The sequence below is a fragment of the Burkholderia sp. R-40 genome (assembly GCF_049942845.1).
Lineage (GTDB): Bacteria > Pseudomonadota > Gammaproteobacteria > Burkholderiales > Burkholderiaceae > Burkholderia > Burkholderia ambifaria.
Genome location: NZ_CP187968.1, coordinates 185,396 through 210,229, shown reverse-complemented (window position 1 = coordinate 210,229; position 24,834 = coordinate 185,396). Strand labels below are relative to the sequence as shown.

Below are 24,834 nucleotides of genomic sequence, written 5' to 3'. Positions count from 1 at the left end.
TTTCGTCGGCCCAGGCGCGACGGTGCCGCACCGCGCGGCGGCGAATGGCGAATCAGGGGTTTTCGTGGCGGTCGGTCGGAACGGCCGAAGCGACGGCGCACGAAACGGCGAGAACGCTCGGCGCGCGCCGTTGCCAGGCGCTGCCGGCCTCGGTCGCGTTACGGTTCGACGCTGACCGGACGTTCGATGTCGGTTGCCCGGCCCCAGTCGTTGATGCTGCCGAACTCGACGGTTGCACCCGCGGCGGGTGCGCCGGCGAGATCCTTGATCGGGAAACGCTGCGTGCTTCGGGGCAGCACGTAGCCCATGCCGGCGTCGTGCTTGCGGCCGCCGGACTTCAGTTGCACGTTGCCGAAATTGACGACATACGGTGTCGGATTGCTGGCCTCGAGTGCATAGCCGCCGTCGCCGCGAACCACGCGCCAGTCGACTTGCATCGGGGCGTCGTCCGCGTTGCCGGCCAACCCGGCGGGGCGATACATGAGCTTGATGCGTGAGCGGAACGCCAGCTGGATGCGGTTGCGGTTCTCGGTCGCGGCGGCCTTCGGCGGCACTTCGAGCACGTTCAGCCAGAACAGCGATTCCCGATCGGCAGGCAGCGGTTCGCCGGTATGCACGAGACGCAGCGTCTGCCCGTTGCCGGCTTCCATCCGGAACATCGACGGCGTGAGCGTGAACGGTACGTCGATGTTCTCCGGCAACGCGCGGCTGTCGCCGTCGTCGAGCCATGCCTGCACCAGCGCCGGACGCTTGCTGTCGTTCGTGAGCTGGATCGTGACTTCGCGCTCCGTGGACGGGAAGATCACGCGTGTGCCGGCGATCACGACGCTCGCGTCGGCCTGCGACGCGAACGCTGTGACCGCGAGGGTCAACGTACGGAAGAGCTTCAACAGTTTCATGGGCGTGAGAATCGGATCGTTTGGGGGCAGGGAGCGGGCGGAAACAGCGGGTTCCGCGTCGCGCGGCGTGACGGGCGGAGATCGCCGGAGCGGCGATCTCCACGCGCGGCCCTTACTGATAGATGAGCGAGTACTCGACACGCGACGTGACGTCGCCGGCCTTCACGGCGCCTGCGGCGTAGTACTCGGCGAAGTAGTTCACTTTCGCCTTGCCGTCGGCATCGATCGCGACCATCTCGGTGTTCGCGCCGGTTTGCGCGCCGACCGGGATGTGGTTCTGCTGCGAATCCAGCACGTTGATCTGGACGCCTTCGGCGGCCTTGGCGCCCGAGTCGATCGTCAGTCGACCGGTTGCCTGATCGACGTTCGTGCCGTTCTCGAACACGACGCCGACCTTCACCGGGTTGTCGTCGCCGACCGTGCAGCCGGTCAGCGCCAGCGAGAACGCGCTGCGACCGGCGACGGAGCCGACATCGGCGAGCGCGGTGGTGCTGACCGGCGGCAGCGGGACGGTGAGATCCGATCCGCCATCGACGCTGCACGTCGACGCGATGATGTTGCCGCGGAAGGTGACGGTGCCGTCCGCCGCGTGGGCGGCCGACGAAAAGGCCGCGCCGGCGGCGATGAGCAGGAACGGGAGGGCGCTGCGCTTGATGATTCGCATAGTTAAATCTCCAAATAAACTTCGGTTTTTGAAGGCGCCGATTGAATTTAAATCTCAGAATGGCGCGTTTCGGATCAAATTATGTGATCTATGTAAGGCGTTTGTAATTTGACAGGTACTAATAGATGTCGATTTGATCTAGTACTCGTACTAATTTTTTTTTTGCCGGAGTTGGCAGGCGGAGGGGGGACGGCAGGAAGGGCTCGCGTGGGCGAGCATGCGATACCGGAAACCGGTCGCGGGGCCGATTTCGGCGGGGCGCTATTCGAAGCGAAGCGGGATTGGAATAACCGGCCGACGGAGCATGGGGGCGGCCGGCATAGCGTGCCGCGCCCGGGTCATGCGATGCGACGCGCGCGGCTGCGCGCGCCGCGTCGCACTATCCTCGAGCAGTCGAGCAGTCGAGCAGTCGAGCAGCCGAGCAGCCGAGCAGCCGAGCGCCGCTCGTCAGGCCGCCGGCGCGTCGATCGCCGGATCCAGGCGGCGATAGCCTTCGGTCGCGCGCAGCAGCGTGCGCGTGTAGTCGCGAGCGACCTGGCCGGCGCGCACGTCCTCGATCCGCAGCTGCTCGACGATCTCGCCGTGCTGCATCACCGCGACGCGCTGGCACAGGAAGCCGATCACAGCGAGGTTGTGGCTCACGAGGATCATCGTCAGGTTGCGTTCGCGATGCAGGCGGCGCAGCAGGTTCAGGATTTCGGCCTGCACCGACACGTCGAGCGCGGAGGTCGGCTCGTCGAGCAGCAGCACGCGCGGCTCGACGATCAGTGCGCGCGCGATCGCGACGCGCTGGCGCTGGCCGCCGGACAACTGATGCGGATAGCGGAAGCGGAATGCCGGACCGAGCCCGACCTCCGACAGCGCGCGAGCGATACGCGCATCGGCGTCGCCGATCCCGTGAATCGACAGCGGCTCGCGCAGCGTCTGGTCGACCGTGAAGCGCGGATGCAGCGACGCGTACGGATCCTGGAACACCATCTGCACCTGGCGGCGGAATGCGCGTTCGGGCGTGCCGCCGACCGGCCGGCCGTCGATCGACAGGCTGCCGCCCGCGAGCGGCACGAGGCCGGTCAGCGCGCGCAGCAGCGTCGACTTGCCGGAGCCCGATTCGCCGACGAGCCCGAACACCTCGCCGTCGCGTACCGCGAAGCTCGCATCGCGCACGGCGTCGACATGACCCGTGCGGGTCGGAAAACGGATCGACGCGTGGTCGACATCGATCATCGTGCGGCCTCCCGGGATTGATTCGAAGATGGCGCGGACGAAGCCGCGTTCAGCCACGCCGGATCGCGACGCAGCACCGGCAGTTCGTCGGGCGGGTTCGCGAGCGGCGGATTCGCCGCGAGCAGCCCGCGCGTGTACGGATGGGTCGCATCGCGCAGGTCGCGCGCGGCGCAGGTTTCGACGACGCGGCCCGCATACATCACCGCGACGCGATCGCAGAACGACATCACGAGCGGCAGGTCGTGGCTGATGAACATCAGGCCGGTGCCGTGCCGCGCGATCATCGCGTCGAGCACCGCGAGCACCTGCATCGACACCGCGACGTCGAGCGCGGAGGTCGGTTCGTCGGCGATCAGCAGGCGCGGGCCGGTCGACACCATCATCGCGATCATCACGCGCTGGCCCATGCCGCCCGACAGCTCGTGCGGATACGCATCGGCCACGCGCGCCGGATCGCGAATCTGCACGGCCGCGAGCGCATCGACGATCCGCTCGCGCAGCGCGCGGCCGCGCAACTTCGGCTCGTGCCGCCGGAACGCCTCGCCCATCTGCTTCGCGACGGTCATCACCGGGTTCAGCGAATACTTCGGATCCTGCAGGATCATCCCCATCTGGCTGCCGCACAGGCGCCGCCGCTCGCCGGCCGACATCGCGAGCAGGTCGTGGCCCGCGAAGCGCATCGTGCGGGCCGACCAGCGTGCGGCGTCGGGCAGCAGGCCGAGCAGTGCGCGGCCCGTCAGCGATTTGCCGGAACCCGACTCGCCGACGATGCCGAGCCGTTCGCCCGGCGCGAGCGTCAGCGACAGGTCGCGTACCGCGTCGGACACGACGCCGTCGTGCCCGCGAAATCCGATCTTCAGGCCGTCGATCTCGCAGAGCGGCGCGGCGGCGTCGGTGGAATTCAGTGGCATGTCATGCTCCGTGACGCGGATCGAAGACGTCGCGCAGCCCGTCGCCGAGCAGGTTGAACGCGAGGCTGACGAGCAGGATCGCCGCGCCGGGCAGCGTCGCGACCCACCACGCGTCGAGCAGCACGTTGCGGCCCGACGCGACCATGAAACCCCATTCGGGGCTCGGCGGCTGCGCGCCGAGGCCGAGGAAGCCCAAGCCCGCGACGGTCAGGATGATGCCGGCCATGTCGAGCGTCGCGCGCACGATCACCGACGACATGCACAGCGGCACGATGTAGCGCAGCAGGATCCGCGGGCCCGATGCGCCTTGCAGCCGCGCCGCGTGGATGTAGTCAGCCTGCGCGATGCGGATCGTTTCGGCGCGCGCGAGCCGCGCATACGCGGGCCACGCGGTGATCGAGATCGCGACGACCGCGTTGATCACGCCCGGCCCGAGCGCGGCCGCGAACGCGAGCGCGAGCACGATCTTCGGGAACGCGAGCGCGATGTCGGTGATGCGCATCAGCACGCTGTCGGTGAAGCCGCCGCAATAGCCGGCCGTCGTGCCGATCATCAGGCCGATCGGCACGACGATCACGACGACGAGCACCGCGATGCCGAGCGTGAGGCGCGAGCCGCCGATCAGCCGCGAGAGTATGTCGCGGCCGAGCTGGTCGGTGCCGAGCCAGTGCGATGCCGAGCCGGGCGGCAGCAGGCGGTCGGACAGTACCTGGCGCAGCGGATCGTGCGGCATGATCAGCGGGCCGACGATCGCGACGACGATCAGCACGACCAGGATCGCGAGTCCGAACAGGTTGAGCGGATTGCCCGCGAAGCGGCGCCAGCGGCGGTACGCGAGGCCGAACGCGGCCTGCGAGCGCGACGCGGGCGCATCGGAGAGAAGCCACGCGCGCAGCGTGAGACGCTCGGCATTCATGATCGGACGACCTTCGGCATGGACGGGGAAAGAAGCAGGGTGGATGCGGTCATGTCGAAGCGGCCCTCAGCGCGCACGCGGATCGAACACGCGATACAGCGCGTCGGTCAGCAGGTTGACGGTGATGAACATCACGCCGATCACGAGCGTCGCGCCGAGCACCGCGTTCATGTCGGCGTTCAGCAGCGCGCCTGTGAGGTACGAGCCGAGCCCCGGCCACGCGAACACGATCTCGGTCAGCACCGAGCCTTCGAGCAGGTTGCTGTACGTGAGCGCGATCACGGTGAGCAGCGGCACCGCGATGTTGCCGAACGCATGCCGCCAGATCACGCGGCGCTCGGACAGGCCCTTCGCGCGCGCGGTGACGATGTATTCCTGGCTCAGCTGGTCGAGCATGAACGAGCGCGTCATCCGGCTCAGGTACGCAACCGAGTAGTAGCCGAGGATCGCGGCCGGCAGCGCGATGTGCGACACCGCGTTGCGGAACACGTCCCACTCGCCCGCGATCGCCGAGTCGAGCAGCAGGCTGCCGGTGCGCGGGTCGACCATGCCGTCGTACACGGGATCGAGCCGGCCGGGGCCGCCGACCCAGTGCAGCCGCGCATAGAACAGCAGCAGCCCCATCAGCCCGAGCCAGAACACCGGCACCGAATTGCCGATCAGGCCGACGAAGCGCGCGATGTGGTCGATCGGCCGGTTGTGCCTCACCGCGGCCGCGACACCGAGCGGCACGCCGAGCGCGATGCCGATCAGGGTCGCGATCGTCGCGAGTTCGAGCGTGGCGGGGAAGACGCGCCTGATGTCGTCGAGCACCGGGTTCGACGTCAGCAGCGACATGCCGAGATTGCCGTGCAGCACGTCGCGCGCGTAGATCAGGAATTGCGTGACGAGCGGCTTGTCGAGACCGAGCGCGATGCGCTCGGCCGCGTACGCCTCGGCCGACGCGCGATCGCCGAGGATCGCGAGCACGGGATCGATCGGCACCTTGCGGCCGATCACGAACGTCAGCGCGAGCAGGCCGGCGAACGTGACGGCGAGCGTGAGCGCCCAGCGCAGCACGCGCAGCGCCCAGCGCACGGCCGGGCGCCGCGCGGGCAGCGTGCGCAGTGCTTCGAGGGAGGAGGCGGGAGTCGACATGCGGCGAATCTTAAGGCTTCTTCAGGTTACGGTACGACACGAGATCGTTGATCGGTCCGACTTCGAGCCCGCTCACGCCGGGCCGCGTCGCGACCTGCGCGACTTTCTCGAACATGATCACGAACGGCGAGCGCGCGAGCATCTCCTTCTGCATCGCCTGATACCGTTGCGCGCGTTGCGCGGCGGTCGGCTCGGCGAGGGCGGCGTCGGTCTCCTTCGTGAATTGCGGAATGTCCCAGCTGTTGCGCCAGGCGAGCATTTTATAGCTCGACTTGTCGGAGTTGTCGGGGTTCCATGCAAAACCCTGCGCGTTGCTGTGCGGGTCGATGTAGTCGGCCGACCATTCGCCGATGTAGATGTCGTGCTGGCGCGCGCGGTATTTCGCGAGCGTCTGCTTGTTGTCGCCGGGGATCAGCTGCACCTTGACGCCTGCCTGCGCGAAGTTCGCCTGCACGGCCTGCGCGATCTCCGTGTACGGATAGTCGTTGCGCACGTCCATCGTCACCGAGAAGCCGTTCGGCACGCCGGCCTTCGCGAGCAGCGCCTTCGCCTTCGCGACGTCGAGCTTGTACGGGTTCGCATTCAGCGTGCCGAGGAAGCCTTCGGGCAGGAAGGTCTGGTGCACCTTGTAGGTCGTCTTCACGACGTTGGACTGGATACCGGAATAGTCGACCAGCCACTTCAGCGCTTCCTGCACGTCGGGCTTCGCGAGCGTCGGGTTCTTCGTGTTCAGGCCGAGATACAGCAGCGTCGCCTGCGGCGATGCCGCGACCTTCGCCTTGCCGGATTTCACGACCGCCGCGAGATCGTCCGGGCTCAGGTCGCGTGCCGCGTCCACATCACCGTTTTCCAGCAGCAGGCGCTGGCTCGCCGCTTCGGGCACATGGCGCAGCACGATGCGCTTCATCGCGAGCGGCAGCCGGTAGCCGTCGAAGCGCTGCAGCACGATGCTGTCGCCGGCGCTCCACTTGACCAGCTTGTAGGCGCCGGAGCCGGCCTCGTTGGTCTTCAGCCAGGCGTTGCCGAAGTCGTTGCCCTGCTGGTGCGACAGCAGCAGCTTCCTGTCGACCACCGACGCGGGCCACGAGCCGAGCACGTTCAGCACGAAGGTCGGCGCGTATTTGTGGTCGGTCGTGATCGATACCGTCTGGTCGTCGAGCTTCTTCACGTTCGCCGCGACGTTCGCCTTCGTGAGGCCGATGCCCGTCAGCACGGCGGCCGGGCCCTTGTCGAGCAGCACCGCGCGCTGGATCGACCACGCGACGTCGTCGGCCGTCAGCGGGTGGCCCGAATGGAACTTGAGCCCCGGGCGCAGCTTGAACGTATAGGTCAGCCCGTCGGGGCTCACTGTCCACGACTGCGCGACATCGCCGTTGAATTTCGACGGATCCCGCAGGTCGACGCGCACGAGCCGGTCGTAGGTGTTCGCGACGTATTCCTCCGGCACCAGCTCGTAGATCTCGCCGGGATCGAGCGTCGTGAATTCGTCGAGCAGCGTGGCCATCACGAACATGTCCTTCGGCGTTTCCGCGTGCGCGGCGCGAAGCGGAACGGTGGCGAGAACGGACGCGGCGGCCAGTGCCGCGACGAGCCGGGAGGTCGGGAGTTTCATGGGCGCTTCTCCGTCTGTCGTTGAAATCGTTGAGGTTGTCGAAGTTGTCGAGCGTGAACGGTGAGGGGAACGTGCATCGTCATCACATCAGCTGCCACGGGCCGCTCGCCGCGTTGTCGATCGGCGGCAACGCATGCGAGCCGGGTAGTTCGTAGTGCCACCATTCGCTGTCGATATGCGCGAAGCCGGCCGCATGCATCACGCCGAGCAACAGCAGCCGGTTGCGTTGCACTGGCTCGGGCAAGCCCGCGTGGAAGTGGCCCGACGCGGCCACCATCTCGTCGAAGCCGGTGCCCATGTCGAGCGGCTCGCCGCGCGCGCCGACGAGCGTCAGGTCGAGCGCGGTGCCGCGGCTGTGATTCGAGCCGCGGCCGAGATCGGCGATGAAGTTCGGATCGGGCAGGAAATCCCACAGCACCTGCTGCGCTTGCGGCGGCCGGTACGCGTCGTAGATGCGCAGCGTGAAGCCGGCCTGCGCGGCGACGTCGACCGCGCGGCGCAGCGCGGCCTCGGCCGGTTCGAGCAGCAGGCAGTGCGCGCGGCGATAGATCGGCTTGCCGGTCAGGTTGCGCTCGGTCGCGTAGACGAGATCGATCTCGACGCGATGCGTGGCGGGCGTGATTTCGACGAGGCGGGGCGGGTTCATCGGCAGTCGGGTGCTCAGGATTCGAATTGGTCGAACGTGTGCTGCAGTTCGCGGTTGCGCGCGACGCGCCGGTCGATCGCGGGACCGAGGCGGTCGACCACGGCGGTAATCAGCAGGTTGAACAGGCAGGTGAGCGGCGCGAGCGAATCCCAGAACTGGCCGACGTCCGTTTTCACCTGCAGCAGGTCGGCCGGCCATTCACGCGCCCACGGGCAATAGAGATCGGTGACCAGCGCGAACGGCTGGGCGCGCTCCGCGGCCGCCTGGCAATAGCGGCGCGCGCTGCGCGAATACGCGCGCACGTCGGTGACGATGCAATACGGCCGCTCGAACTCGGAATTCAGCGAGTCGACGTACGAGCCCGATTGACCGTCCGAATAGAACACGCGCGGGCGCAAGTACTCGAGATAGCTGCTGAACGCATTGCTGATGCCGCGGGTCGACTGGATGCCGAGGATGAACACCGCGTCGGCATGCGCGATCCGGTCCGCGACTTGTGCGAACACCGGTTCCTCGGCGAGGCGGTACACGTGGCGGATCGCGTCGAGCTCGCGATCGAGCGACGACGCGAGCGCGCGGTCGCCGCTGTTGCTGTCGGCCGCCTGGGTGCCGTTGGCGCGGCGGTATTCGTCGAGGCGGTCGGTGATCATCCACGGCCGGTCGGCGCCGCCGCGCAGCTCGCGTTTCAGGTCGTCGAGGTTGCGGTAGCCGACGCTGCGCAGGAAGCGCCCGACCGAAATCCCGCTGGTGCCGGCCTGCTGCGCGATCTGGTCGGCCGTCTCGAGCCCCAGCCGGTCGAGGTTCGCGAGCATGTAGCTCGCGATGCGCTTCGCCGTCGGCGTCAGCTCGGCAAAGCGGGATTCGACGGTACGGGCGAAGGCGCAGGTCATCGGCTGTTAGATCTTTGTCGTTTGCTGAACGAATGTCATCTATCTGACAGATCCAAAAAAAGCGGCGCCAGATAAAAAAAGCTATGCGATCGGCGCTGCGAATAGCCTGTCCACGGATGTGCGCGCCGCGCCGGCCTAGCCATTTGCCGGTTGATGGGGCGCTTGCAACTTCTCTAGCGGCCCGACATTCGCCGCACGGTGGTGGTTCATCGACATGCCCCGCAACTGAACCGCAGGCCGACGCATGCTGTGGCAATTGAAATGCTTGCGCGTCGTCTTGCGTGTATCTCGTCTGCTCAGTTGATAAGTGATGCGAATAGATGGCAGTACTGGTGAGTTCGATCTCGCCGAAATCGGACTGCGCCGCGGCCCGCGCCCGTCGTGTGCACAGCAAACCGGCTGGCTCCCCTGCACCCGACTGACATCGCAGCATACGTCCTTGCACCGCAACAATTACAAAACCCCGACTCGATCACCTTAACTCATTAATCCAGCTTAATAATTCATTTAATTTTTAAGTCGACTTGTATTTAACTTGCGTCACGGCATGCCGATTTTCGAAAAATGAAAAAGCGGTGAACGTCGGTAGCGAATATTCGATTAATTGAAATGATGAAGAGGGAAACATGACGAATCTTTCTCGACGCAGGATGTTGACGAGTACGGCCGGCGCGATTGCCGCCGCGGGCATTGCCGTAACGGCCAAGGCGGCTTCGTTCGGCAATCCGGACAGCCCGCCGGAAGGGGCGATAAACGTGCGCAACAAGCAGGGATTGACCGACCCGGGGCCGAAGAATCCCGCATTGGCGAATCAATTCCCGTCTTTTCAGGATCCGCCGGCCACCGATATCAACGGCATGCCGTTATTCTGGGCGTCATTCAATAACGCGCATAAACGCATTCAAAACGGCGGATGGGCACGCGAAGTCACGCAGGACGATTTCGCGATTTCGGAAACCATTTCCGGCGTAAACATGCGATTGACGCGCGGCGGCATTCGCGAGATGCATTGGCACCAGCAGGCCGAATGGGCAATCATGCTCGACGGCCGCTGCCGGATCACCGTGCTCGACGAACTGGGACGCCCGTCGGTGCAGGACGTGAAAACCGGCGACCTGTGGTATTTCCCGCCCGGCCTGCCGCACTCGCTGCAGGGAATCGGCACCGATGGCGCCGAATTCATGCTCGCCTTCGACAACGGCCGCGCGTCCGAATTCAACACGCTGCTGCTGACCGACTGGGTCGCGCATACGCCACCGGACGTGCTCGCGCTCAACTTCGGCGTGCCGGCCGACGCGTTCAAGAACATTCCGCTCGACAACCTGTGGATCTTTCAGGGCGACGAGCCGGGGCCGCTCGCGGACGCCCAGCGTGCGTCCGCGTCTTCGGCCGGTGCGCCGCCGCACCCGTTCATCTTCTCGCTCGGCGCGATGAAGCCGTTCAAGAAGACGCGCGGCGGCGAGGTGCGAATTGCCGACAGCACGAACTTCAACGTATCGCAAACGATTGCGGCGGCGCTCGTCACCGTGCATCCGGGCGGCATGCGCGAGCTGCACTGGCATCCGAATGCCGACGAATGGCAGTACTACCTGCAGGGCGAAGCGCGGATGACCGTGTTCGACACGGGGCCGAAGGCGCAGACGGCGGACTTCCGCGCGGGCGACGTCGGTTACGTGAAAAAGAGCCTCGGACACTACGTGCAGAACACCGGCAACACCGATCTCGTGTTCCTCGAAATCTTCAAGACCGACCGCTATGCGGAGGTGTCGCTGTCCGACTGGCTCGCGCACACACCGCCGAAGCTCGTCGAGGCACACCTGAATATCGCGCCTGACGTGCTCGCGCGGTTTCCGCGCAACCGTCCGGATGTCGTGCCGCTGTAACGCCGCAGCGGCCGGCAAGCGGCAGGCCGGCCGCCGGGCCCGCTCCAGGGCCAGCCTTCCTCATTCGAACGGAACCCGACCATGATTCCCGTCACGAGCAAATCCAGCAGCGGCTTCGCGCTGCCCGATCTGTCCAACGATCGCGCCGATCGCGCCGAGGGCGCGGCACGCGCCGCGCTGGAAGGGCGTCGCACCGGCATCGCCGCGCTGTTGCCGTTCGTCGGCCCGGCCGTGATCGCATCGATCGGCTATATGGACCCCGGCAACTTCGCGACCAACATCCAGGCCGGTGCCGCGTACGGCTACCGCCTGCTGTGGGTCGTGCTCGCCGCGAACGCGATCGCGATGCTGTTCCAGGCGATGTCGGCGAAGCTCGGCATCGTGACAGGTCGCAATCTCGCGGAGCTGTGCCGCGACCATTTCCCCGCGCCGATCGTGTGGGGCATGTGGATCGCGTCGGAAATCGCCGCGATGGCGACCGATCTGGCCGAATTCCTCGGCGGCGCGCTCGCGTTCGCGCTGCTGTGCCATCTGCCGCTGTTCGCGGGGATGATCGCGACGGCGCTCGCGACCTGCGCGATCCTCGCGCTCGAGAAGCACGGCTTCCGCCCGCTGGAAGCCGCGATCGCGGCGCTGGTCGGCGTGATCGGCGCATGCTATCTCGGCGAGCTGATGATCGCGCCGCAGGACTGGCAGGCGGCCGCGTTCCATCTGGTCGTCCCGCAGATTCCCGATCAGGCGGCGCTGACGATCGCGGTCGGGATCATCGGCGCGACGATCATGCCGCATACGCTGTATCTGCATTCTGGCCTCACGCAGGATCGCATCGCGCCGCGCGACGACACGGAACGGCGCCGGCTCATGCGCTTCTCGAACCGCGAGGTCGTCGTCGCGCTCGGCCTCGCCGGGTTCGTGAATCTCGCGATGGTGATGATGGCGTCGTCGGCGTTCCACGCCAGCGCGCCGGGCATGGCCGATATCGGCGACGCGTATCACACGCTGATCCCCGTGCTCGGGCCGGCGGCCGGCGTACTGTTTCTCGTCGCGCTGCTGACGTCGGGGGTGTCGAGCTCGGTGGTCGGCACGATGGCCGGGCAGGTCGTGATGCAGGGCTTCATGCGGCGCCGCCTGTCGGTCTGGATCCGGCGCGCGGTGACGATCGCGCCCGCGTTCGCGGTGGTCGCGTGCGGCTGCGACGTCACACGCGCGATGGTCGCGAGTCAGGTGGTGCTGAGCTTCGTGCTGCCGATGCCGATGATCGCGCTGCTGATCCTGTCGGCGCGCAACGACGTGATGGGGCGCTATGCGATGCGGATGCCGTTGCGGATCGTCGCGGGCACGGCCACGGTCGTGATCGTCGGGCTGAACGCGTATCTGGTGTGGGCGGCGTTCAACTGAACGCCGCGCGCGCCGCTGGCGGGGCGACGGCGCCCGCGCGGCGGCTCCGAGCGGCCGCGCGGGCAATGCCGTGAACCTATTTTTTCAACGTCCGGTAGGACACCAGATCGTTGATCGGCCCGATCTCCGGCCCGGTCGTGCCGGGGCGCGTGGCGACCTGCACGACCTTCTCGAACATGATGATGAACGGCGAGTTCGCGAGCACGGACTTCTGCAGCGCCTCGTAGCGCTGCGCGCGCTTCGCGGACGACGGCTCGACGAGCGCGGCCTCGGTATCCTTCGTCAGCTGCGGGATGTCCCAGCTGTTGCGCCACGCGAGCATCTTCGTCTTCGACTGATCGGAATTGTCAGGATTCCATGCGAACCCGCGCGCGTTGCTGTTCGGATCCATGTAGTCGGGCGACCATTCGCCGATGAAGATGTCGTGCTGGCGCGCGCGGTACTTGCCGATCGCCTGCTTCGCATCGCCCGGGATCAGCTTCACGCGAATGCCGGCCTGCGCGAAGTTCGCCTGCAGCGCCTGTGCGATCTCGATGTACGGATAATCGTTCGGCATGTCCATCGTCACGTCGAAGCCGTTCGGCAAGCCGGCCTTCGCGAGCAGCGCCTTCGCCTTCGCGACGTCGAGCTTGTACGGGTTCGAATTCAGCGTGCCGAGGAAACCTTCGGGCAGGAAGGTCTCGTGCACCTTGTAGGTCGTGCTGACGATGTTGCGCTGGATGCCGTCGTAATCGACGAGCCACTTCATCGCCTGCTGCACGTCCGGCTTCGCGAGATTCGGGTTCTTCGTGTTCAGGCTCAGGTACAGCAGCGCGGACACGGGCCACGACGCGACCTTGATCTTGCCGGCCTTGCTCAGCGCGGCGAGGCTGTCGGGGCTCAGGTTGCGCGCGGCGTCGACGTCGCCGTTCTCGAGCAGCAGCCGCTGCGCGGACGCCTCGGGCACGTGGCGCAGCACGATGCGTTTCATCGCGTACGGCGCGCGGTACTTGTCGAAACGCTGCAGCACGATGCTCTCGTTCGGCGACCACTTGACGAGCTGGTACGGACCGGAGCCCGCATCGTTGGTCTTCAGCCAGCCGCTGCCGAAATCGTTGCCCTGCTGGTGCGACATCAGCAGCTTCTTGTCGAGCACCGACGCCGGGCACGCGCTCAGCACGTTGAGCACGAAGCTCGGCGCGTACTTGCGGTCGGTTTCGAGCACGAAGGTCTGCGGATCGATCGCGCGCACCTTCTGCATCACGTTCGCCTTCGTGAGGCCGAGATCGGCGAGCACGCCGGCCGGGCCCTTGTCGAGCTGGATGGTGCGCTGCAGCGACCATGCGACGTCGTCGGCGGTGACCGGGTTGCCGGAATGGAACGTGAGGCCGGGGCGCAGCTTGAATGTGTAGGTGACGCCGTCGGCGCCGACCGTCCAGGATTGTGCGATCTGCCCGTCGAAGCGCGTCGGGTCCTTCAGGTCGACCCGCACGAGCCGTTCGTAGGTGTTCGCGACGTATTCGGACGGCACGAGCTCGTAGATTTCGCTCGGGTCGAGGGTCGTGAATTCGCCGAGCTGGGTGGCGACGACGAAGATGCCGGGCGGCGTCGCGGCCTGCGCCGGCAACGCCGGAACAAGCGCGACGAGCGCGGCGCTGACGAACAGCCGGGACAGCAGATGCTTCATGCGGGCTCCGTGGAAAGGGAATCGTGGTGCGATTCTCTCATCGGCGGCGGCCCGGATGAAAATATTCGACGGGCGCGCATGACGGCGCCCGCGGTACGGCTTGCGGGCCGGGCGCGGTGCCCGGCGCCGGCGGCGCTCAGATCACGCAGCGCGCGATCGCGAAGCGCATCGCTTCCTCGGCCGGCTCGCTGCCCGAGCCGCGCACGACCTTGACGACCGAGCCGCCGCCCGACGGCGTGAGCGTGACGAAGTACGAGCGCGAGCCGACGGTGATGTCGGTCACGCCGTTGTGCTGCGACTGCTCGGTGCCGGACAGGCGGCTGTCGAGGCAGTTGGCGATCGCGTGTGCGGGGCGCGCCGACGACACGTAGATCATCGGCGCGGAGCCGGACGCGGCCGAGTCGGACGAGGGCGCGGAACCGCAGGCGGCGAGCAGGGCGGCGGGAAGGAGCAGCAGGAATCGTTTCATGATCGGAATCGTCGTGGGTGTCGTGTCGAGGCTGGGGCGCGGGATACGCGAAACGCGGAGCTTCGCGACGAAACCGCCGGGATCGTGCCGTTTTTGAGATACGGGCGGCGGCTGACGTCGGAGTATACCCGCGGCACTTGACGCATACGGCATGCTGAAACGATTCGATACATAAGCGCCCGCTGTCGCGCGGCGGCAGCGGGCGTTTCAAAGGATGGCGAATCGACGCTTGCCGGCGTTACTGGCCGATCTTGTGGCTGACCGCGTTGTCCTGCCGGTTCAGCACGTGCTTTTCGCTCTGCGTAATGTGGCCGCGATCCTCAGCGGCCCTGTCCCGCTCTTCCTGGCGGATCCTGCGGTCGTCACGGTGCAGGCGCGCGGCCCGGACGTGCGACTTTCTCCTGTCGTTGCGCGCGAATCGTCGGCGCTTGTCGAAACAACGCTGTGCGGGCCCCGGCTGTTGACGTTTCCGCCTGTATCGATTGCAAGTCTTTATTACATCCTCGAACAGCGATGACGCCGGCGAGCAAGCCGGCGATCGAGCCAACGATAACGGCGCGCGATCAATGCGCGCCCGCCGCCGCCGCGCCCGCGTCGTCACCGCCCGAGCGCGACGGCCTGGTGATCCAGATCAGCGGAATGATCGCGATGAAGATGATCGCCGACACGTAGAAGATGTCGTTCAGCCCCATCACGGCCGCCTGCGAGTCGACCGACGTATTGAAGAACGCGAGCGCCGAATCGGGGCTCAGGTGCAGCAGCGAACGCGCGCCGTCGAGCTGCTGCGCGAAGATCGGGTTGCCCGGGCTCGCCTGTTCGGTGAGCCGCACGTGATGCAGGATCGTCCGGTCGTTCCACGCATTGCTGATCAACGACGTGCCGACCGCGCCGCAGAACGTGCGGCCGAAATTCGACAGGCCGGCGGCCGCGGGAATCTTCTCCGGCGGCAGCCCCGACAGGATGATCGCCGTGAGCGGCACGAAGAACATCGCCATCGGAATGCCCTGCAGCAGCGTCGGCAGCACGAGATCCCAGTGCGACACGTCGGAATAGAACGTCGTGCGCATCATGAACACGACCGCGAAGCCGACGAAGGCGAGCGTCGCGAGGTAGCGCGGATCGGTGCGCGGCAGGATGCGTCCCATCACCGGCGTCAGCAGGATCGCGAAGATCCCGAGCGGCGCGGTGGCGAGCCCGGAGTCGATCGCGCGATAGCCGAGATAGCCCTGCATCCACTGCGGCAGCAGCACCAGCGTGCCGAAGAACATTCCGTACGCGACCGAGATCGCGATCGTGCCGCCCGCGAAATTGCGCTGCGTGAAGAGCCGCAGGTCGACGATCGGATTGGCTTCGGTCAGCTCCCACACCAGAAAGAACGCGAAGCCGACCAGTGCGACGATGCCGAGCGCGACGATGACGGGCGAATTGAACCAGTCGAGATCCTTGCCCTTGTCGAGCATGATCTGCAGCGACGCGACCCACAGCACGAGCAGCAGGAGGCCGACCGTGTCGATCGGCAGGCGGCGCACCGGCGATTCGCGATCGCGGAACACGAACCACGTGACCGCCGCCGCGAAGAAGCCGACCGGAATGTTGATGTAGAAGATCCACGACCAGTTGTAGTCGTAGGTGATCCAGCCGCCGAGCGACGGCCCCGCGATCGGGCCGACGAGCGCGGTCATCGACCACAGCGCAAGCGCCGTCGCCGATTTCTGCCGCGGCCATCGACGAGCAGCAGCGATTGCGACAGCGGAATCAGCGGCCCCGCGACCGCGCCCTGGAGGACGCGCGAGGCGAGCAGGAACGGCAGGTTCGGCGCCAGCCCGCACATCCACGACGAGATGACGAACAGGAGGATCGACGCGACGAACAGGCGAACCTGTCCGAAGCGATGCGTGAGCCAACCCGTCAGCGGAATCGACACGGCGTTGGCGGCCGCGAAGATCGTGATCACCCACGTGCCTTCGTCGACCGACACGCCGAGGTCGCCCGAGATCGTCGGGATCGCGACGTTCGCGATCGACGAGTCGAGCACGTTCATGAACATCGCGAGCGAAACCGCGATCGTGCCGATCGCGAGGCGGGCGCCCGTCAGCGGGCCTGGAGGGGATGAAGCGGACATGGGCTTCCTGCGTGATGAAGGGTGGTCCGCGCTGCGCGTCGCACACGCGTACGCGCGCGACGCCTGCGCGGGAGCACCACGAAGCGGACGGACACACGCTGCCCGCGCGCCGCCCGCCAGGCGGCGGCGACGCGTTGCAGCGTGCGGTTCAGGCGTTGAATCGGAGGCGCGAAGCCGTGACGGGCTCCGGCAGGCGGGCTAGTACCGGTCAGGAAGGCGCGACGCGCGTGACGCGTCGGCGCGCAGCCGGCCCATGGCTGCCGTAGCGTGTGGTGTGTGCGGCGTGGTTTTGCATCGCAACAGGCTAACGATGCGACGAGCGGCGATCAACGCTCGCCTACTCATTAATTCCTTTCGTGTGCCGCAATAATCCGGACGGTACGCGCCGATTGCCGGTCGTGCGATGCCGGTTACGGCGCGTTCCGCCAACCGGTGAAGACTTCTGTCAGGAACTCGACGAAGATCCGCACCTTGCTGTCGAGCGTCGCGCGGCGCGGATAGAGCGCGTGCAGTTCGACGTCGTCGGTACGGTGCCAGTCGGGCAGGACGATCTCGAGTTCGTTCTTCTCGAGCCGCCGCGCGATGTAGTGCGTGGAGATCAGCGCGATGCCGCCGCCGCTCGCGGCCTGGCGCAGCACGGTGATCGATTCGTTCGAGATCAGCACGGGGCGGATCGGCACGTCGGCCACGTCGCCGGCCGCGTTGGTGAGCCGCAGCGTCAGGCCGGGCGCGTCGCGCCCCACGTACAGGATGTCGTGCTGCGCGAGTTCATGCGGTGTCTGCGGGCGCCCGACGCGCTCGAGGTACGCGGGGCTCGCGGCGAGCTTCGCGTGCGACCAGCCGAGCGAGCGCGCGACGTAGCCGGAATCGGTCAGCATGCCCGCGCGCAGCGCGACGTCGAAGCCGTGCTCGACGAGGTCGAGCGGGCTGTTGTCGTAGATCAGCACGAGCTGCACGCGCGGGTAGCGCCGGTGAAACTCCGCGAGCGCCGGCTCCAGTTCGAACAGGCCGATCGAGTAGGGCACCAGCACGCGCAGCGTGCCTTCGGGATCGGTGCGCAGCGCGCGGGCCTGGCGGTCCGCGTCGAGCAGGATTTCCTCCGCGCGCAGGCAGCGCTCGTAATAGTCGCGCCCGCCTTCGGTGACGGACACGCGGCGCGTGGTCCGGTACAGCAGTTGCACGCCGAGATCGTCCTCGAGTTGCTTGACCTTGCGGCTCACGCGGCTGAGCGGCATGTCGAGTTGCACGGACGCGGCCGTGAAGCTGCCGCGTTCCACCACGCGCAAGAATATCCGGATGCTCTCGAAGTCCATACAGGTTGTTTTCAGTGCTTGGCCTGCGCGCATCTTACCGTCGCCAGTGGAATGGCTGCGTGTCGGTCATCCCGATTATCCCGCCCGCTGCAATAACGCATCCCGTAGGGCCGGTAGTGGCGGCCGTGGCGCGATCGTATGCTCGCCGCATGAAATTCGCTTTTCCCAGCCTGCCGCCGTTCGCGGTCGTGCGCACCGCGCTGCGCGACGCATGGCCCACCTTGCCGCCCGGCGCGCTCGGGTTCGCGTTGCGCAACACGGCCGCCTCGCTGCTCGCGCTCTACATCGCTTTCCGGATGAACCTCGACGACCCGAAATGGGCCGCGTCGACCGTGTGGATCGTCGCGCAGGGCACACGCGGAATGGGGCTGTCGAAGAGCCAGTACCGGATCCTCGGCACCGCGATCGGCGCGGCCGTCGCGCTCGCGCTGACCGGCGCATTCGCGCAGACGCCCGAGCTGTTCCTGACCGCGCTCGCCGCCTGGATCGGCCTGTGCGCGGGCGTTGCGACGTTCCTGCGGAATTTCCGTGCATACGCGGCGGTGCTCGCCGGCTATACGGCCGCGATCGTCTCAATGGATGCGGCGTCCGCGCCGCTGCACGCGTTCGATATCGCGACCGCGCGGTTCCTTTACGTGATGGTGGGCATCCTGTGCGCCGCCGCGTTCGAAACGGTGTTCGCGCCGGGTTCGCCGCTGCGCGACGTCCGCACGCGGCTCGCGCGCTATCTCGGACGCGCGGTGGCGGTCGGCGCGGCCGCGCTGCGTCGCGAGCCGAACGCCGCGGCGGTTCACCGGCTGTTCGCGGAGGCGCTCGATCTCGACACCGCGGCCGAGTATGCGGCCGCCGGCGCGCCGCCGGTGCGCAACGCGATCGGCCATCTGCGCGCGGCGGCGCTCGGCGTGCTGTCCGCGCATGCGGCCGCGCAGGCGATCGAAGCGCATGCGGCGCGCAGCGGCGACGCGCCGGACCCGCTGGTCGCCGAGGCGGCGCGGGTGCTCGACGGCGTCGCGGCATCGGGCGAAGCGGGACCCGAGATGGCGGTGCTGCGTGCGCGGGTGGACGACGCGTTGCACGCCGAGGCCGCCGAGCCGACCGGCTCGGATGACTCGCGCCTGCTCACGCTCGACCGGCTGAGCACGCTGCTTGCCGGATTCGACGACGCGTTTGCCAACAAGGCGCGGGTCGACCTGCCGGCTCCGCCGCCGTCGCGGGTCCGCTATGCGTTTCATCGCGATGCGGTGCTCGCGTGTCACAACGGCATTCGTGCGTTCATCGCGGTGCTGGTCGCGTCGGCGATCTGGATCGTCACCGCATGGCCGTCGGGCGCCGGTTTCGTTGCGATCACGGCCGTGGTCGGCGCGCTGTTCTCCACCCGGCCGAATTCGGCCCGGGCCGCGATCGGGTTCCTCAAGGGCACGGCGTGCGCGGCGGTGGCGGGGGTCGTCTGCAATTTCATCCTGCTGCCGGCGGTGTCGGGCTTCGAGACGCTCGCGTACATCATCGGCGTGTTCATGATCGGCACCGGCCTCGCGATGCGCCATCCGCGCACCGCCGCGCTCGGCAGCGCGTTCGCGATCTTCTTCTGGAATTTCACGTCGCCCGACAACACCGCGCGCATCGGCGATGCGGCGTTCCTGAACAGCGCACTGTCGACGCTGCTCGGCATCGCGTTCGGCGTGCTGGTGTTCGCGCTCGTGTTTCCGGGCGATCCGGGCACGAGCCGGCGGCGGCTGCATCGCGCGGTGCGCCGCGACCTGGCGGCTATCGCGCGCAACCCGCGCGGCTGGTCGGCAAGCGCGTGGCTCAGTCGCACGGCCGACCGGCTCGGGCGCGAACTCGGGTTCGCGGGCAGCCTGCCGCAAACGCTGATCGAGCGCGACATGCGCGATTTGCTGGCGATCTGGGGCATCGGCGACAGCCTGCTGGCGCTCGCGGAACTGGCGGCCCGGGAGCCGGCCGCGCGTCGCGCGGTGGCCGTGGTGCGCGGCCGCGCCGCGCTCGCGGATTTCGCCCGGCTCGAGCGCAGTTGCGATATGGCTGCGCGGTTGCTGCGGCGGCGCGTGGCCGATCTCGACAGCGACGGGGCACGCGCGCTGCTGCGCGGCGTCGTGTTGCTGAGGCGGATCGCGGATGCGGTGGCCGGGCACGGCCACTTCCTGCGCGGCCGTCGCGACTGAACGAGCCGCGGCGACGGGGCGTCGAAGGTGCGCGGCCCGTCAGGTGAGTCGATACGCCGGGCCGGGCGTCACTTCCGCCGGCAGCGGCTCGCGGTTCAGTTCGAGCAGCGTGCGCTCGATCATCCGCGTCATCGCATCGAGCGCGAGCTGGTTCGGCCCGTCGCCGAACGGCTCGGCGATCGCATGGGCGATCGCGTCGAGCGCGATCAGCGTATAGGCGACGAACACGGTGACGAACGGCGTCGCCGCGCCGATCGAGTCGACCAGACCGAACGGCAGCAGCACGCAGTATGCGTAGATGGTCCGGTGCAGCAGCACGTCGTACGAGAACGGGATCGGCGTCGATGCGATGCGCTCGCAGCCGCTCACCATCGACACGAGATCGTCGAGGCGCGCGTCGAGCATCCAGAGACGCGTATCGGCGAGATGCCCGGCGTCGGCGCGCGCGGCGAATGCCTCGCGCAGTTCATGAACGATCGCGATCGGCGCATACCGGGCGGCGACGATGCGCGCATGGGTCCCGTCATCGAGCAGCGCGCGCAGGTCCGCCGCCGGATCGGTGCCGCGCAGCTGATGCTTCAGCGCATGGACGAACGCGATGACCTTGCGCACGAACGCGTGCCGCGCGGCGTCGTCGTCATCGATCGCGCCGTAGCAGAGTGCTTGCGACACCAGCGTGCGCGTGGCGGTCAGCACGCCGCCCCACAGCTGCCGGCCTTCGCGGTAGCGCTCGTAGCTCGCGTTGTTGCGAAACCCCGCGAAGATCGCGAGCGTGAGGCCGATCAGCGTGAACGGCGTCGGGTTCAGCGGCACCTTCTCGCCGAGCACGCGGCCGCCACCCCACACCGCGACGAGGCTGATCGCGAGCGTCAGCACGAGTTGCGGCAGGATGGTCGGCAGCACCGATCCGTTCCAGACGAGCAGCATCCGCAGCCAGTGCTCGCGCGGCCGAACGATCATCGCAGCGCTCCGTCAGGCGGCAGCCGACGCCGGCGCGGCCGCGCGATGCAGCAGGACCGGCACCGACTTCGACGTCGGCGTGTTGCATACGTCGCCCACGCTGTCGAGCGGCACCAGCGGGTTCGTTTCCGGGTAGTACGCGCCGATGCAGCCGCGCGGGATGTCGTATTCGACGAGCAGGAAGCCGTTCGCGCGCCGCTCGATGCCGTCGTGCCACACGGTTTCCATGTCGACCCATTCGCCGGCCTTCAGGCCGAGCATTGCCAGATCGTCGCGGTTGACGAACACCACGCGGCGCTGGCCGAACACGCCGCGATAGCGGTCGTCGAGCCCGTAGACGGTCGTGTTGTACTGATCGTGCGAACGCGTCGTCATCAGCGTCATCAGGCGCTCGCCGTGCAGCGCGCGGGCGCGCTGGATCGGCGTGTCGGTCGGCAGCGCGTGCGCGATGAAGTTCGCCTTGCCCGTCGGCGTCAGCCATTCGCGATCGCGCGACGCGACGCGCAGGTGGAACCCGCCGGGCCGCGCGATGCGCGCGTTGTAGTCGTAGAAGTCGTCGAGAGTCGCCTCGATCGCATCGCGGATCTTCGCGTAGTCGTCCTTGTACGCGAGCCAGTCGATCGTGCCGCTGCCGAACAGCGCATGGCCCATGTGCGCGACGATCGCCGGCTCCGACATCAGGTTCGCGGAAGCCGGCTTGTTCATCCCGTACGACACGTGGACCATGCTCATCGAATCCTCGACCGTCACGCCTTGCGGCACGTTGTCCTGCAGGTCGATCTCGGTGCGGCCGAGCGTCGGGAGGATCAGCGCGTCGCGGCCGTGGATCAGGTGGCTGCGGTTCAGCTTCGTCGTGATGTGCACGGAGAGCGCGCAGCGGCGCAGGCCTTCCCACGTGCGCGGCGTGTCGGGCGTCGCCATCGCGAAGTTGCCGCCGAGGCCGATCAGCACCTTCACGCGGCCTTCGAGCATGCCTTCGATCGTCTCGACGACGTCGTAGCCGTGATGGCGCGGCGGCTCGAAGTCGAACACGTGGCCGAGCCGGTCCAGGAACGCCTGCGACGGCTTTTCCTCGATGCCGACCGTGCGATTGCCCTGTACGTTCGAGTGGCCGCGGACCGGACACAGGCCGGCGCCGGGGCGGCCGATGTTGCCGCGCATCAGCATCAGGTTCGTCAGCATCTGCACGGTCGCGACCGAATGCTTGTGCTGCGTGATGCCCATGCCCCATGTCGCGATCACGCGCTCGCTGCGTGCATAGCGCTGCGCGAGCGCGTCGATCTGGTCGTACGACACACCGCTTTCGGCCGTCAGCGCCGGCCAGCTTTCGTTGCGCAGATCGTCGGCGAACGCGTCGAAGCCGGCCGTGTGTTCGTCGATGAACGCGGTGTCGAGCACGCGCGGCGCACCGGCGGCGCGCGCGGCGTCGTCGAGTTCGAGCACGCGCTTGGCCATCCCCTTGATCAAAGCGAAATCGCCGCCGATCGTCGGCTGGATGAACGTCGACGCGATCGCGGTGCCGGACATCGTCAGCATCTCGAGCGGGCTTTGCGGATCGGCGAAGCGCTCGAGCCCGCGTTCCTTCAGCGGGTTGATCGACACGATCGTCGCGCCGCGCTTCGCGCATTCGCGCAGCTCGCCCATCATCCGCGGATGGTTGGTCGCCGGGTTCTGGCCGAAGATCAGCAGCATGTCCGCGTGCTCGAAATCGTCGAGCGTGACGGTGCCCTTGCCGACGCCGACCGAATCGGGCAGCCCGCGGCTCGTCGCCTCGTGGCACATGTTCGAGCAGTCGGGGAAGTTGTTCGTGCCGTACCGCCGCACCAGCAGCTGATACAGGAACGCCGCCTCGTTGCTCGCGCGGCCCGACGTGTAGAACGCGGCCTGGTTCGGATCCGGCAGCGCACGCAGGTGGCGCGCGATCAGCTCGAACGCGTCGTCCCACGCGATCGGCACGTAGCGGTCGGTGCGGGCGTCGTACACCATCGGGTCGGTCAGGCGGCCGTGCTGTTCGAGTTCGAAATCCGTCTGTTCGAGCAGTTCGGTGACCGTGTGCGCGGCGAAGAATTCGGGCGTCACGCGCTTGCTCGTCGCTTCGGCGGCCACGGCCTTCACGCCGTTTTCGCAGAATTCGAACGTCGACGCATGCTGGCGGTCGGGCCACGCGCAGCCCGGGCAGTCGAAGCCGTCCGGCTGGTTCTGGCGCAGCAGCGTGCGGTAGTTGCCGCCGGTGACCTTTTCCTTGATCAGGTTGATCGCGACGGCTTTCAGCGCGCCCCAGCCGGCGGCCGGGTGGTGGTACGGTTCGATGCGCGGGGCGGCGGATTTCTTTTTCATGATGCGGGTGCTCAGGGTTGATGCAGCGAGAGTACGCGCGGCGCCGGGGCTGCTGTGTGTACACCTCTTATCTTCAAAAAAGAGTACAGTTTCGGCCATTCAGGGAGTGCGGGCCGTAACTGTGTTTTTGAAGGGAAGTTGAAAGGGAGGCGCGTGAAGCGTTACGAACAACTGGCCGACGAGCTGCAGACGCAGATCGAGCGCGGCGTATACCGGCCGGGCGAGCGGATTCCGTCGGTGCGGCAGGCGAGCCGGCAGCAGCAACTCAGCGTGACGACCGTGCTGCGCGCGTATCTCGTGCTGGAGAGCCGCGGGCTGATCGAGAGCCGGCCGCAGTCGGGTTATTTCGTGCGGGCGCGGGTCACCGAGCCGCCCGCGGCCGAGCTGAACACGTCGGCGCCGGCGGCCGAGCCGTCGGCGGTGGACGTCAGCCGGCTCGTGCTGTCGACGCTGCGCTCGATCGCGCGTGACGATGCGGTGCCGCTCGGCTCGCCGTATCCCGACCCGAGGCTGTTTCCGTTCGTGAAGCGTCTTGAACCGCTATGCGTAGGCGAGCGGGCGGCGCGGCAAGTCGCTGGGGCGTGACCGACGGCCTGCCGCCCGGCCATCCGCGCCTGATCCGCCAGATCGCGCGACGCTATCTGGAAAACGGGATGTCGGTCGATCCGAACGAGATCATCGTGACGATCGGCGCGACCGAGGCGATCAACCTGTGTCTGCAGGCCGTCGCGCGGCCGGGCGACACGATCGCCGTCGAGTCGCCGACGTTCTACGCGATGCTCCACGCGATCGAGCGGATGGGCATGCGCGCGCTCGAGGTGGCGACGCATCCGGAATACGGAATCGACATCGAGGCGCTCGAACAGATCCTCGAGCGCGAGCGCATCGCCGCGTGCATGGTCATGCCGAATTTTCAGAATCCGCTCGGCTTTCAGATGCCCGATGCGCGCAAGCGCGTGCTCGTCGAGCTGCTCGCGAAGCACGGCGTGCCGGCGATCGAGAACGACGTCTACCACGAGCTGCATTTCGGCGACACGACGCCGAGCGCGCTGAAGTCGTACGATCGCGACGGGCTCGTGCTGCATTGCGCGTCGTTCACGAAGAGCCTGTCGCCGCGCTACCGGATCGGCTGGGCGATGCCGGGCCGCTATCGCGATCAGGTCGAGAAGCTGAAATTCCTGAACACGCTCGCGACGCCCGCGATCGAGCAGCTCGCGATCGCCGAATACCTGAAGCACGACGGCTACGATTTCCACCTGCGGCGGATGCGCAAGCAGTATGCGCAGCAGGCGAGCCTGATGAGCGCGATGGTGCGGCGTTTCTTCCCGGAAGGCACGCGCATTTCGAGCCCGGCGGGCGGATACGTGCTGTGGGTCGAGTTGCCGCCGCGGGTCGACGCGATGAAGCTGTATGCGCTCGCGCTCGCGCAGGGCATCACGATCGGGCCCGGCCACATGTTCTCGGCGAGCGCCGATTACCGGCATTTCATCCGGCTCAACTACAGCTATCCGTGGTCGCGGCAGATCGAGGACGCGCTGAAGGTGGTGGGGCGGCTCGCGTCCGAGTGCGCGGGGCGGTGAGCGGCGCACGGGGCGCCGCGCTGCGCT

At 67.4% G+C, this 24,834-nt stretch carries 19 protein-coding genes and 2 pseudogenes; 5 read left to right on the top strand and 16 right to left on the bottom strand.

Annotated elements, in window-relative coordinates:
• Positions 1-158: 158 nt before the first annotated feature.
• The 10 genes from ACP26O_RS17240 to ACP26O_RS17195 form a co-directional block, all read right to left on the bottom strand.
• A complete protein-coding gene (locus ACP26O_RS17240; RefSeq protein WP_175663672.1) occupies positions 159-899 on the bottom strand; it encodes a fimbrial biogenesis chaperone in 741 nt (246 codons plus the stop codon).
• A gap of 112 nt (positions 900-1,011) precedes the next feature.
• Positions 1,012-1,563 carry a fimbrial protein gene (locus ACP26O_RS17235; protein WP_175659075.1) on the bottom strand — a complete coding sequence of 184 codons (552 nt, stop codon included), beginning with the start codon at positions 1,561-1,563 and terminating at the stop codon, positions 1,012-1,014.
• A 447-nt stretch (positions 1,564-2,010) separates the two neighbouring features.
• Positions 2,011-2,787, bottom strand: a complete 777-nt coding sequence (locus tag ACP26O_RS17230) for an ABC transporter ATP-binding protein (protein WP_105831209.1) — start codon at positions 2,785-2,787, stop codon at positions 2,011-2,013.
• Positions 2,784-3,698, bottom strand: a complete 915-nt coding sequence (locus ACP26O_RS17225) for an ABC transporter ATP-binding protein (protein WP_175659077.1) — start codon at positions 3,696-3,698, stop codon at positions 2,784-2,786. Before ACP26O_RS17225 ends, ACP26O_RS17230 begins: the two co-directional genes overlap by 4 nt.
• A gap of 1 nt (position 3,699) precedes the next feature.
• The gene (nikC, locus tag ACP26O_RS17220) at positions 3,700-4,614 is read right to left on the bottom strand and encodes a nickel transporter permease (RefSeq protein WP_165753340.1); all 915 of its coding nucleotides are present in this window, start codon (positions 4,612-4,614) and stop codon (positions 3,700-3,702) included.
• A 66-nt stretch (positions 4,615-4,680) separates the two neighbouring features.
• Entirely contained in the window at positions 4,681-5,751 is a 1,071-nt protein-coding gene (locus tag ACP26O_RS17215; RefSeq protein WP_175663673.1) for an ABC transporter permease, read from the bottom strand.
• A 10-nt stretch (positions 5,752-5,761) separates the two neighbouring features.
• Positions 5,762-7,363 carry an ABC transporter substrate-binding protein gene (locus ACP26O_RS17210; protein WP_175663674.1) on the bottom strand — a complete coding sequence of 534 codons (1,602 nt, stop codon included), beginning with the start codon at positions 7,361-7,363 and terminating at the stop codon, positions 5,762-5,764.
• An 82-nt stretch (positions 7,364-7,445) separates the two neighbouring features.
• Positions 7,446-8,009: a D-alanyl-D-alanine dipeptidase gene (gene ddpX / locus ACP26O_RS17205; RefSeq protein WP_175663675.1), complete on the bottom strand. Its 564-nt coding sequence runs from the start codon at positions 8,007-8,009 to the stop codon at positions 7,446-7,448.
• Between the two features lie 14 nt (positions 8,010-8,023).
• Complete coding sequence (sapR, locus tag ACP26O_RS17200) at positions 8,024-8,899, bottom strand: sap1 transcriptional regulator SapR (protein ID WP_175663676.1); 876 nt, start codon at positions 8,897-8,899, stop codon at positions 8,024-8,026.
• Between the two features lie 514 nt (positions 8,900-9,413).
• Positions 9,414-9,665: a hypothetical protein gene (locus ACP26O_RS17195; protein ID WP_244101334.1), complete on the bottom strand. Its 252-nt coding sequence runs from the start codon at positions 9,663-9,665 to the stop codon at positions 9,414-9,416.
• Between ACP26O_RS17195 and ACP26O_RS17190 the strand changes: the two genes are divergently transcribed.
• Both ACP26O_RS17190 and ACP26O_RS17185 read left to right on the top strand, forming a co-directional pair.
• A complete protein-coding gene (locus tag ACP26O_RS17190; protein WP_244103672.1) occupies positions 9,550-10,782 on the top strand; it encodes an oxalate decarboxylase family bicupin in 1,233 nt (410 codons plus the stop codon). The two genes, ACP26O_RS17195 and ACP26O_RS17190, sit on opposite strands and share 116 nt — an antisense overlap.
• An 81-nt stretch (positions 10,783-10,863) precedes the next feature.
• Positions 10,864-12,180 (top strand): Nramp family divalent metal transporter, encoded by a 1,317-nt coding sequence (locus ACP26O_RS17185; RefSeq protein WP_175663678.1) that lies wholly within the window; start codon positions 10,864-10,866, stop codon positions 12,178-12,180.
• 76 nt (positions 12,181-12,256) lie between these two features.
• On the opposite strand, the gene ACP26O_RS17180 is transcribed toward ACP26O_RS17185, so the two are convergent.
• Together ACP26O_RS17180 and ACP26O_RS17175 are read right to left on the bottom strand one after the other, a co-directional pair.
• Positions 12,257-13,846, bottom strand: a complete 1,590-nt coding sequence (locus ACP26O_RS17180; protein ID WP_175663679.1) for an ABC transporter substrate-binding protein — start codon at positions 13,844-13,846, stop codon at positions 12,257-12,259.
• 136 nt (positions 13,847-13,982) lie between these two features.
• Positions 13,983-14,315, bottom strand: coding sequence for a sugar ABC transporter ATPase (locus ACP26O_RS17175; RefSeq protein WP_105831203.1), 333 nt, complete (start codon positions 14,313-14,315; stop codon positions 13,983-13,985).
• A 214-nt stretch (positions 14,316-14,529) separates the two neighbouring features.
• Between ACP26O_RS17175 and ACP26O_RS17170 the strand changes: the two genes are divergently transcribed.
• Positions 14,530-14,832, top strand: coding sequence for a hypothetical protein (locus tag ACP26O_RS17170; protein ID WP_175663680.1), 303 nt, complete (start codon positions 14,530-14,532; stop codon positions 14,830-14,832).
• Between the two features lie 46 nt (positions 14,833-14,878).
• Here ACP26O_RS17170 and ACP26O_RS17165 read toward each other — a convergent pair.
• Positions 14,879-16,362 (bottom strand): annotated as a pseudogene (locus ACP26O_RS17165) (DHA2 family efflux MFS transporter permease subunit).
• 485 nt (positions 16,363-16,847) lie between these two features.
• Positions 16,848-17,750, bottom strand: coding sequence for a LysR family transcriptional regulator (locus ACP26O_RS17160; RefSeq protein WP_006753494.1), 903 nt, complete (start codon positions 17,748-17,750; stop codon positions 16,848-16,850).
• 149 nt (positions 17,751-17,899) lie between these two features.
• On the opposite strand from ACP26O_RS17160, the gene ACP26O_RS17155 reads away from it, so the two are divergent.
• The gene (locus tag ACP26O_RS17155) at positions 17,900-19,930 is read left to right on the top strand and encodes an FUSC family protein (RefSeq protein WP_175663818.1); all 2,031 of its coding nucleotides are present in this window, start codon (positions 17,900-17,902) and stop codon (positions 19,928-19,930) included.
• Between the two features lie 39 nt (positions 19,931-19,969).
• Here ACP26O_RS17155 and ACP26O_RS17150 read toward each other — a convergent pair whose 3' ends face one another.
• Together ACP26O_RS17150 and ACP26O_RS17145 are read right to left on the bottom strand one after the other, a co-directional pair.
• Positions 19,970-20,890 carry a bestrophin family protein gene (locus tag ACP26O_RS17150; RefSeq protein ID WP_175663682.1) on the bottom strand — a complete coding sequence of 307 codons (921 nt, stop codon included), beginning with the start codon at positions 20,888-20,890 and terminating at the stop codon, positions 19,970-19,972.
• Positions 20,891-20,902: 12 nt separating this feature from the next.
• Positions 20,903-23,227 carry an FdhF/YdeP family oxidoreductase gene (locus ACP26O_RS17145; RefSeq protein WP_175663683.1) on the bottom strand — a complete coding sequence of 775 codons (2,325 nt, stop codon included), beginning with the start codon at positions 23,225-23,227 and terminating at the stop codon, positions 20,903-20,905.
• 153 nt (positions 23,228-23,380) lie between these two features.
• Between ACP26O_RS17145 and ACP26O_RS17140 the strand changes: the two are divergent.
• A pseudogene (locus ACP26O_RS17140) lies at positions 23,381-24,807 on the top strand (PLP-dependent aminotransferase family protein).
• Positions 24,808-24,834 lie beyond the last annotated feature (27 nt).

Coding starts and splice junctions, on each gene's coding strand:
- ACP26O_RS17175 (WP_105831203.1), bottom strand. CDS start 14,315: ATGAAACGATTCCTGCTGCTCCTTCCCGCCGCCCTGCTCGCCGCCTGC.
- ACP26O_RS17170 (WP_175663680.1), top strand. CDS start 14,530: ATGGCGAATCGACGCTTGCCGGCGTTACTGGCCGATCTTGTGGCTGAC.
- ACP26O_RS17190 (WP_244103672.1), top strand. CDS start 9,550: ATGTTGACGAGTACGGCCGGCGCGATTGCCGCCGCGGGCATTGCCGTA.
- ACP26O_RS17215 (WP_175663673.1), bottom strand. CDS start 5,751: ATGTCGACTCCCGCCTCCTCCCTCGAAGCACTGCGCACGCTGCCCGCG.
- ACP26O_RS17180 (WP_175663679.1), bottom strand. CDS start 13,846: ATGAAGCATCTGCTGTCCCGGCTGTTCGTCAGCGCCGCGCTCGTCGCG.
- ACP26O_RS17235 (WP_175659075.1), bottom strand. CDS start 1,563: ATGCGAATCATCAAGCGCAGCGCCCTCCCGTTCCTGCTCATCGCCGCC.
- ACP26O_RS17150 (WP_175663682.1), bottom strand. CDS start 20,890: ATGATCGTTCGGCCGCGCGAGCACTGGCTGCGGATGCTGCTCGTCTGG.
- ACP26O_RS17145 (WP_175663683.1), bottom strand. CDS start 23,227: ATGAAAAAGAAATCCGCCGCCCCGCGCATCGAACCGTACCACCACCCG.
- ACP26O_RS17155 (WP_175663818.1), top strand. CDS start 17,900: ATGAAATTCGCTTTTCCCAGCCTGCCGCCGTTCGCGGTCGTGCGCACC.
- ACP26O_RS17160 (WP_006753494.1), bottom strand. CDS start 17,750: ATGGACTTCGAGAGCATCCGGATATTCTTGCGCGTGGTGGAACGCGGC.
- sapR (WP_175663676.1), bottom strand. CDS start 8,899: ATGACCTGCGCCTTCGCCCGTACCGTCGAATCCCGCTTTGCCGAGCTG.
- ACP26O_RS17210 (WP_175663674.1), bottom strand. CDS start 7,363: ATGAAACTCCCGACCTCCCGGCTCGTCGCGGCACTGGCCGCCGCGTCC.
- ACP26O_RS17240 (WP_175663672.1), bottom strand. CDS start 899: ATGAAACTGTTGAAGCTCTTCCGTACGTTGACCCTCGCGGTCACAGCG.
- ACP26O_RS17230 (WP_105831209.1), bottom strand. CDS start 2,787: ATGATCGATGTCGACCACGCGTCGATCCGTTTTCCGACCCGCACGGGT.
- ACP26O_RS17185 (WP_175663678.1), top strand. CDS start 10,864: ATGATTCCCGTCACGAGCAAATCCAGCAGCGGCTTCGCGCTGCCCGAT.
- ACP26O_RS17225 (WP_175659077.1), bottom strand. CDS start 3,698: ATGCCACTGAATTCCACCGACGCCGCCGCGCCGCTCTGCGAGATCGAC.
- ddpX (WP_175663675.1), bottom strand. CDS start 8,009: ATGAACCCGCCCCGCCTCGTCGAAATCACGCCCGCCACGCATCGCGTC.
- nikC (WP_165753340.1), bottom strand. CDS start 4,614: ATGAATGCCGAGCGTCTCACGCTGCGCGCGTGGCTTCTCTCCGATGCG.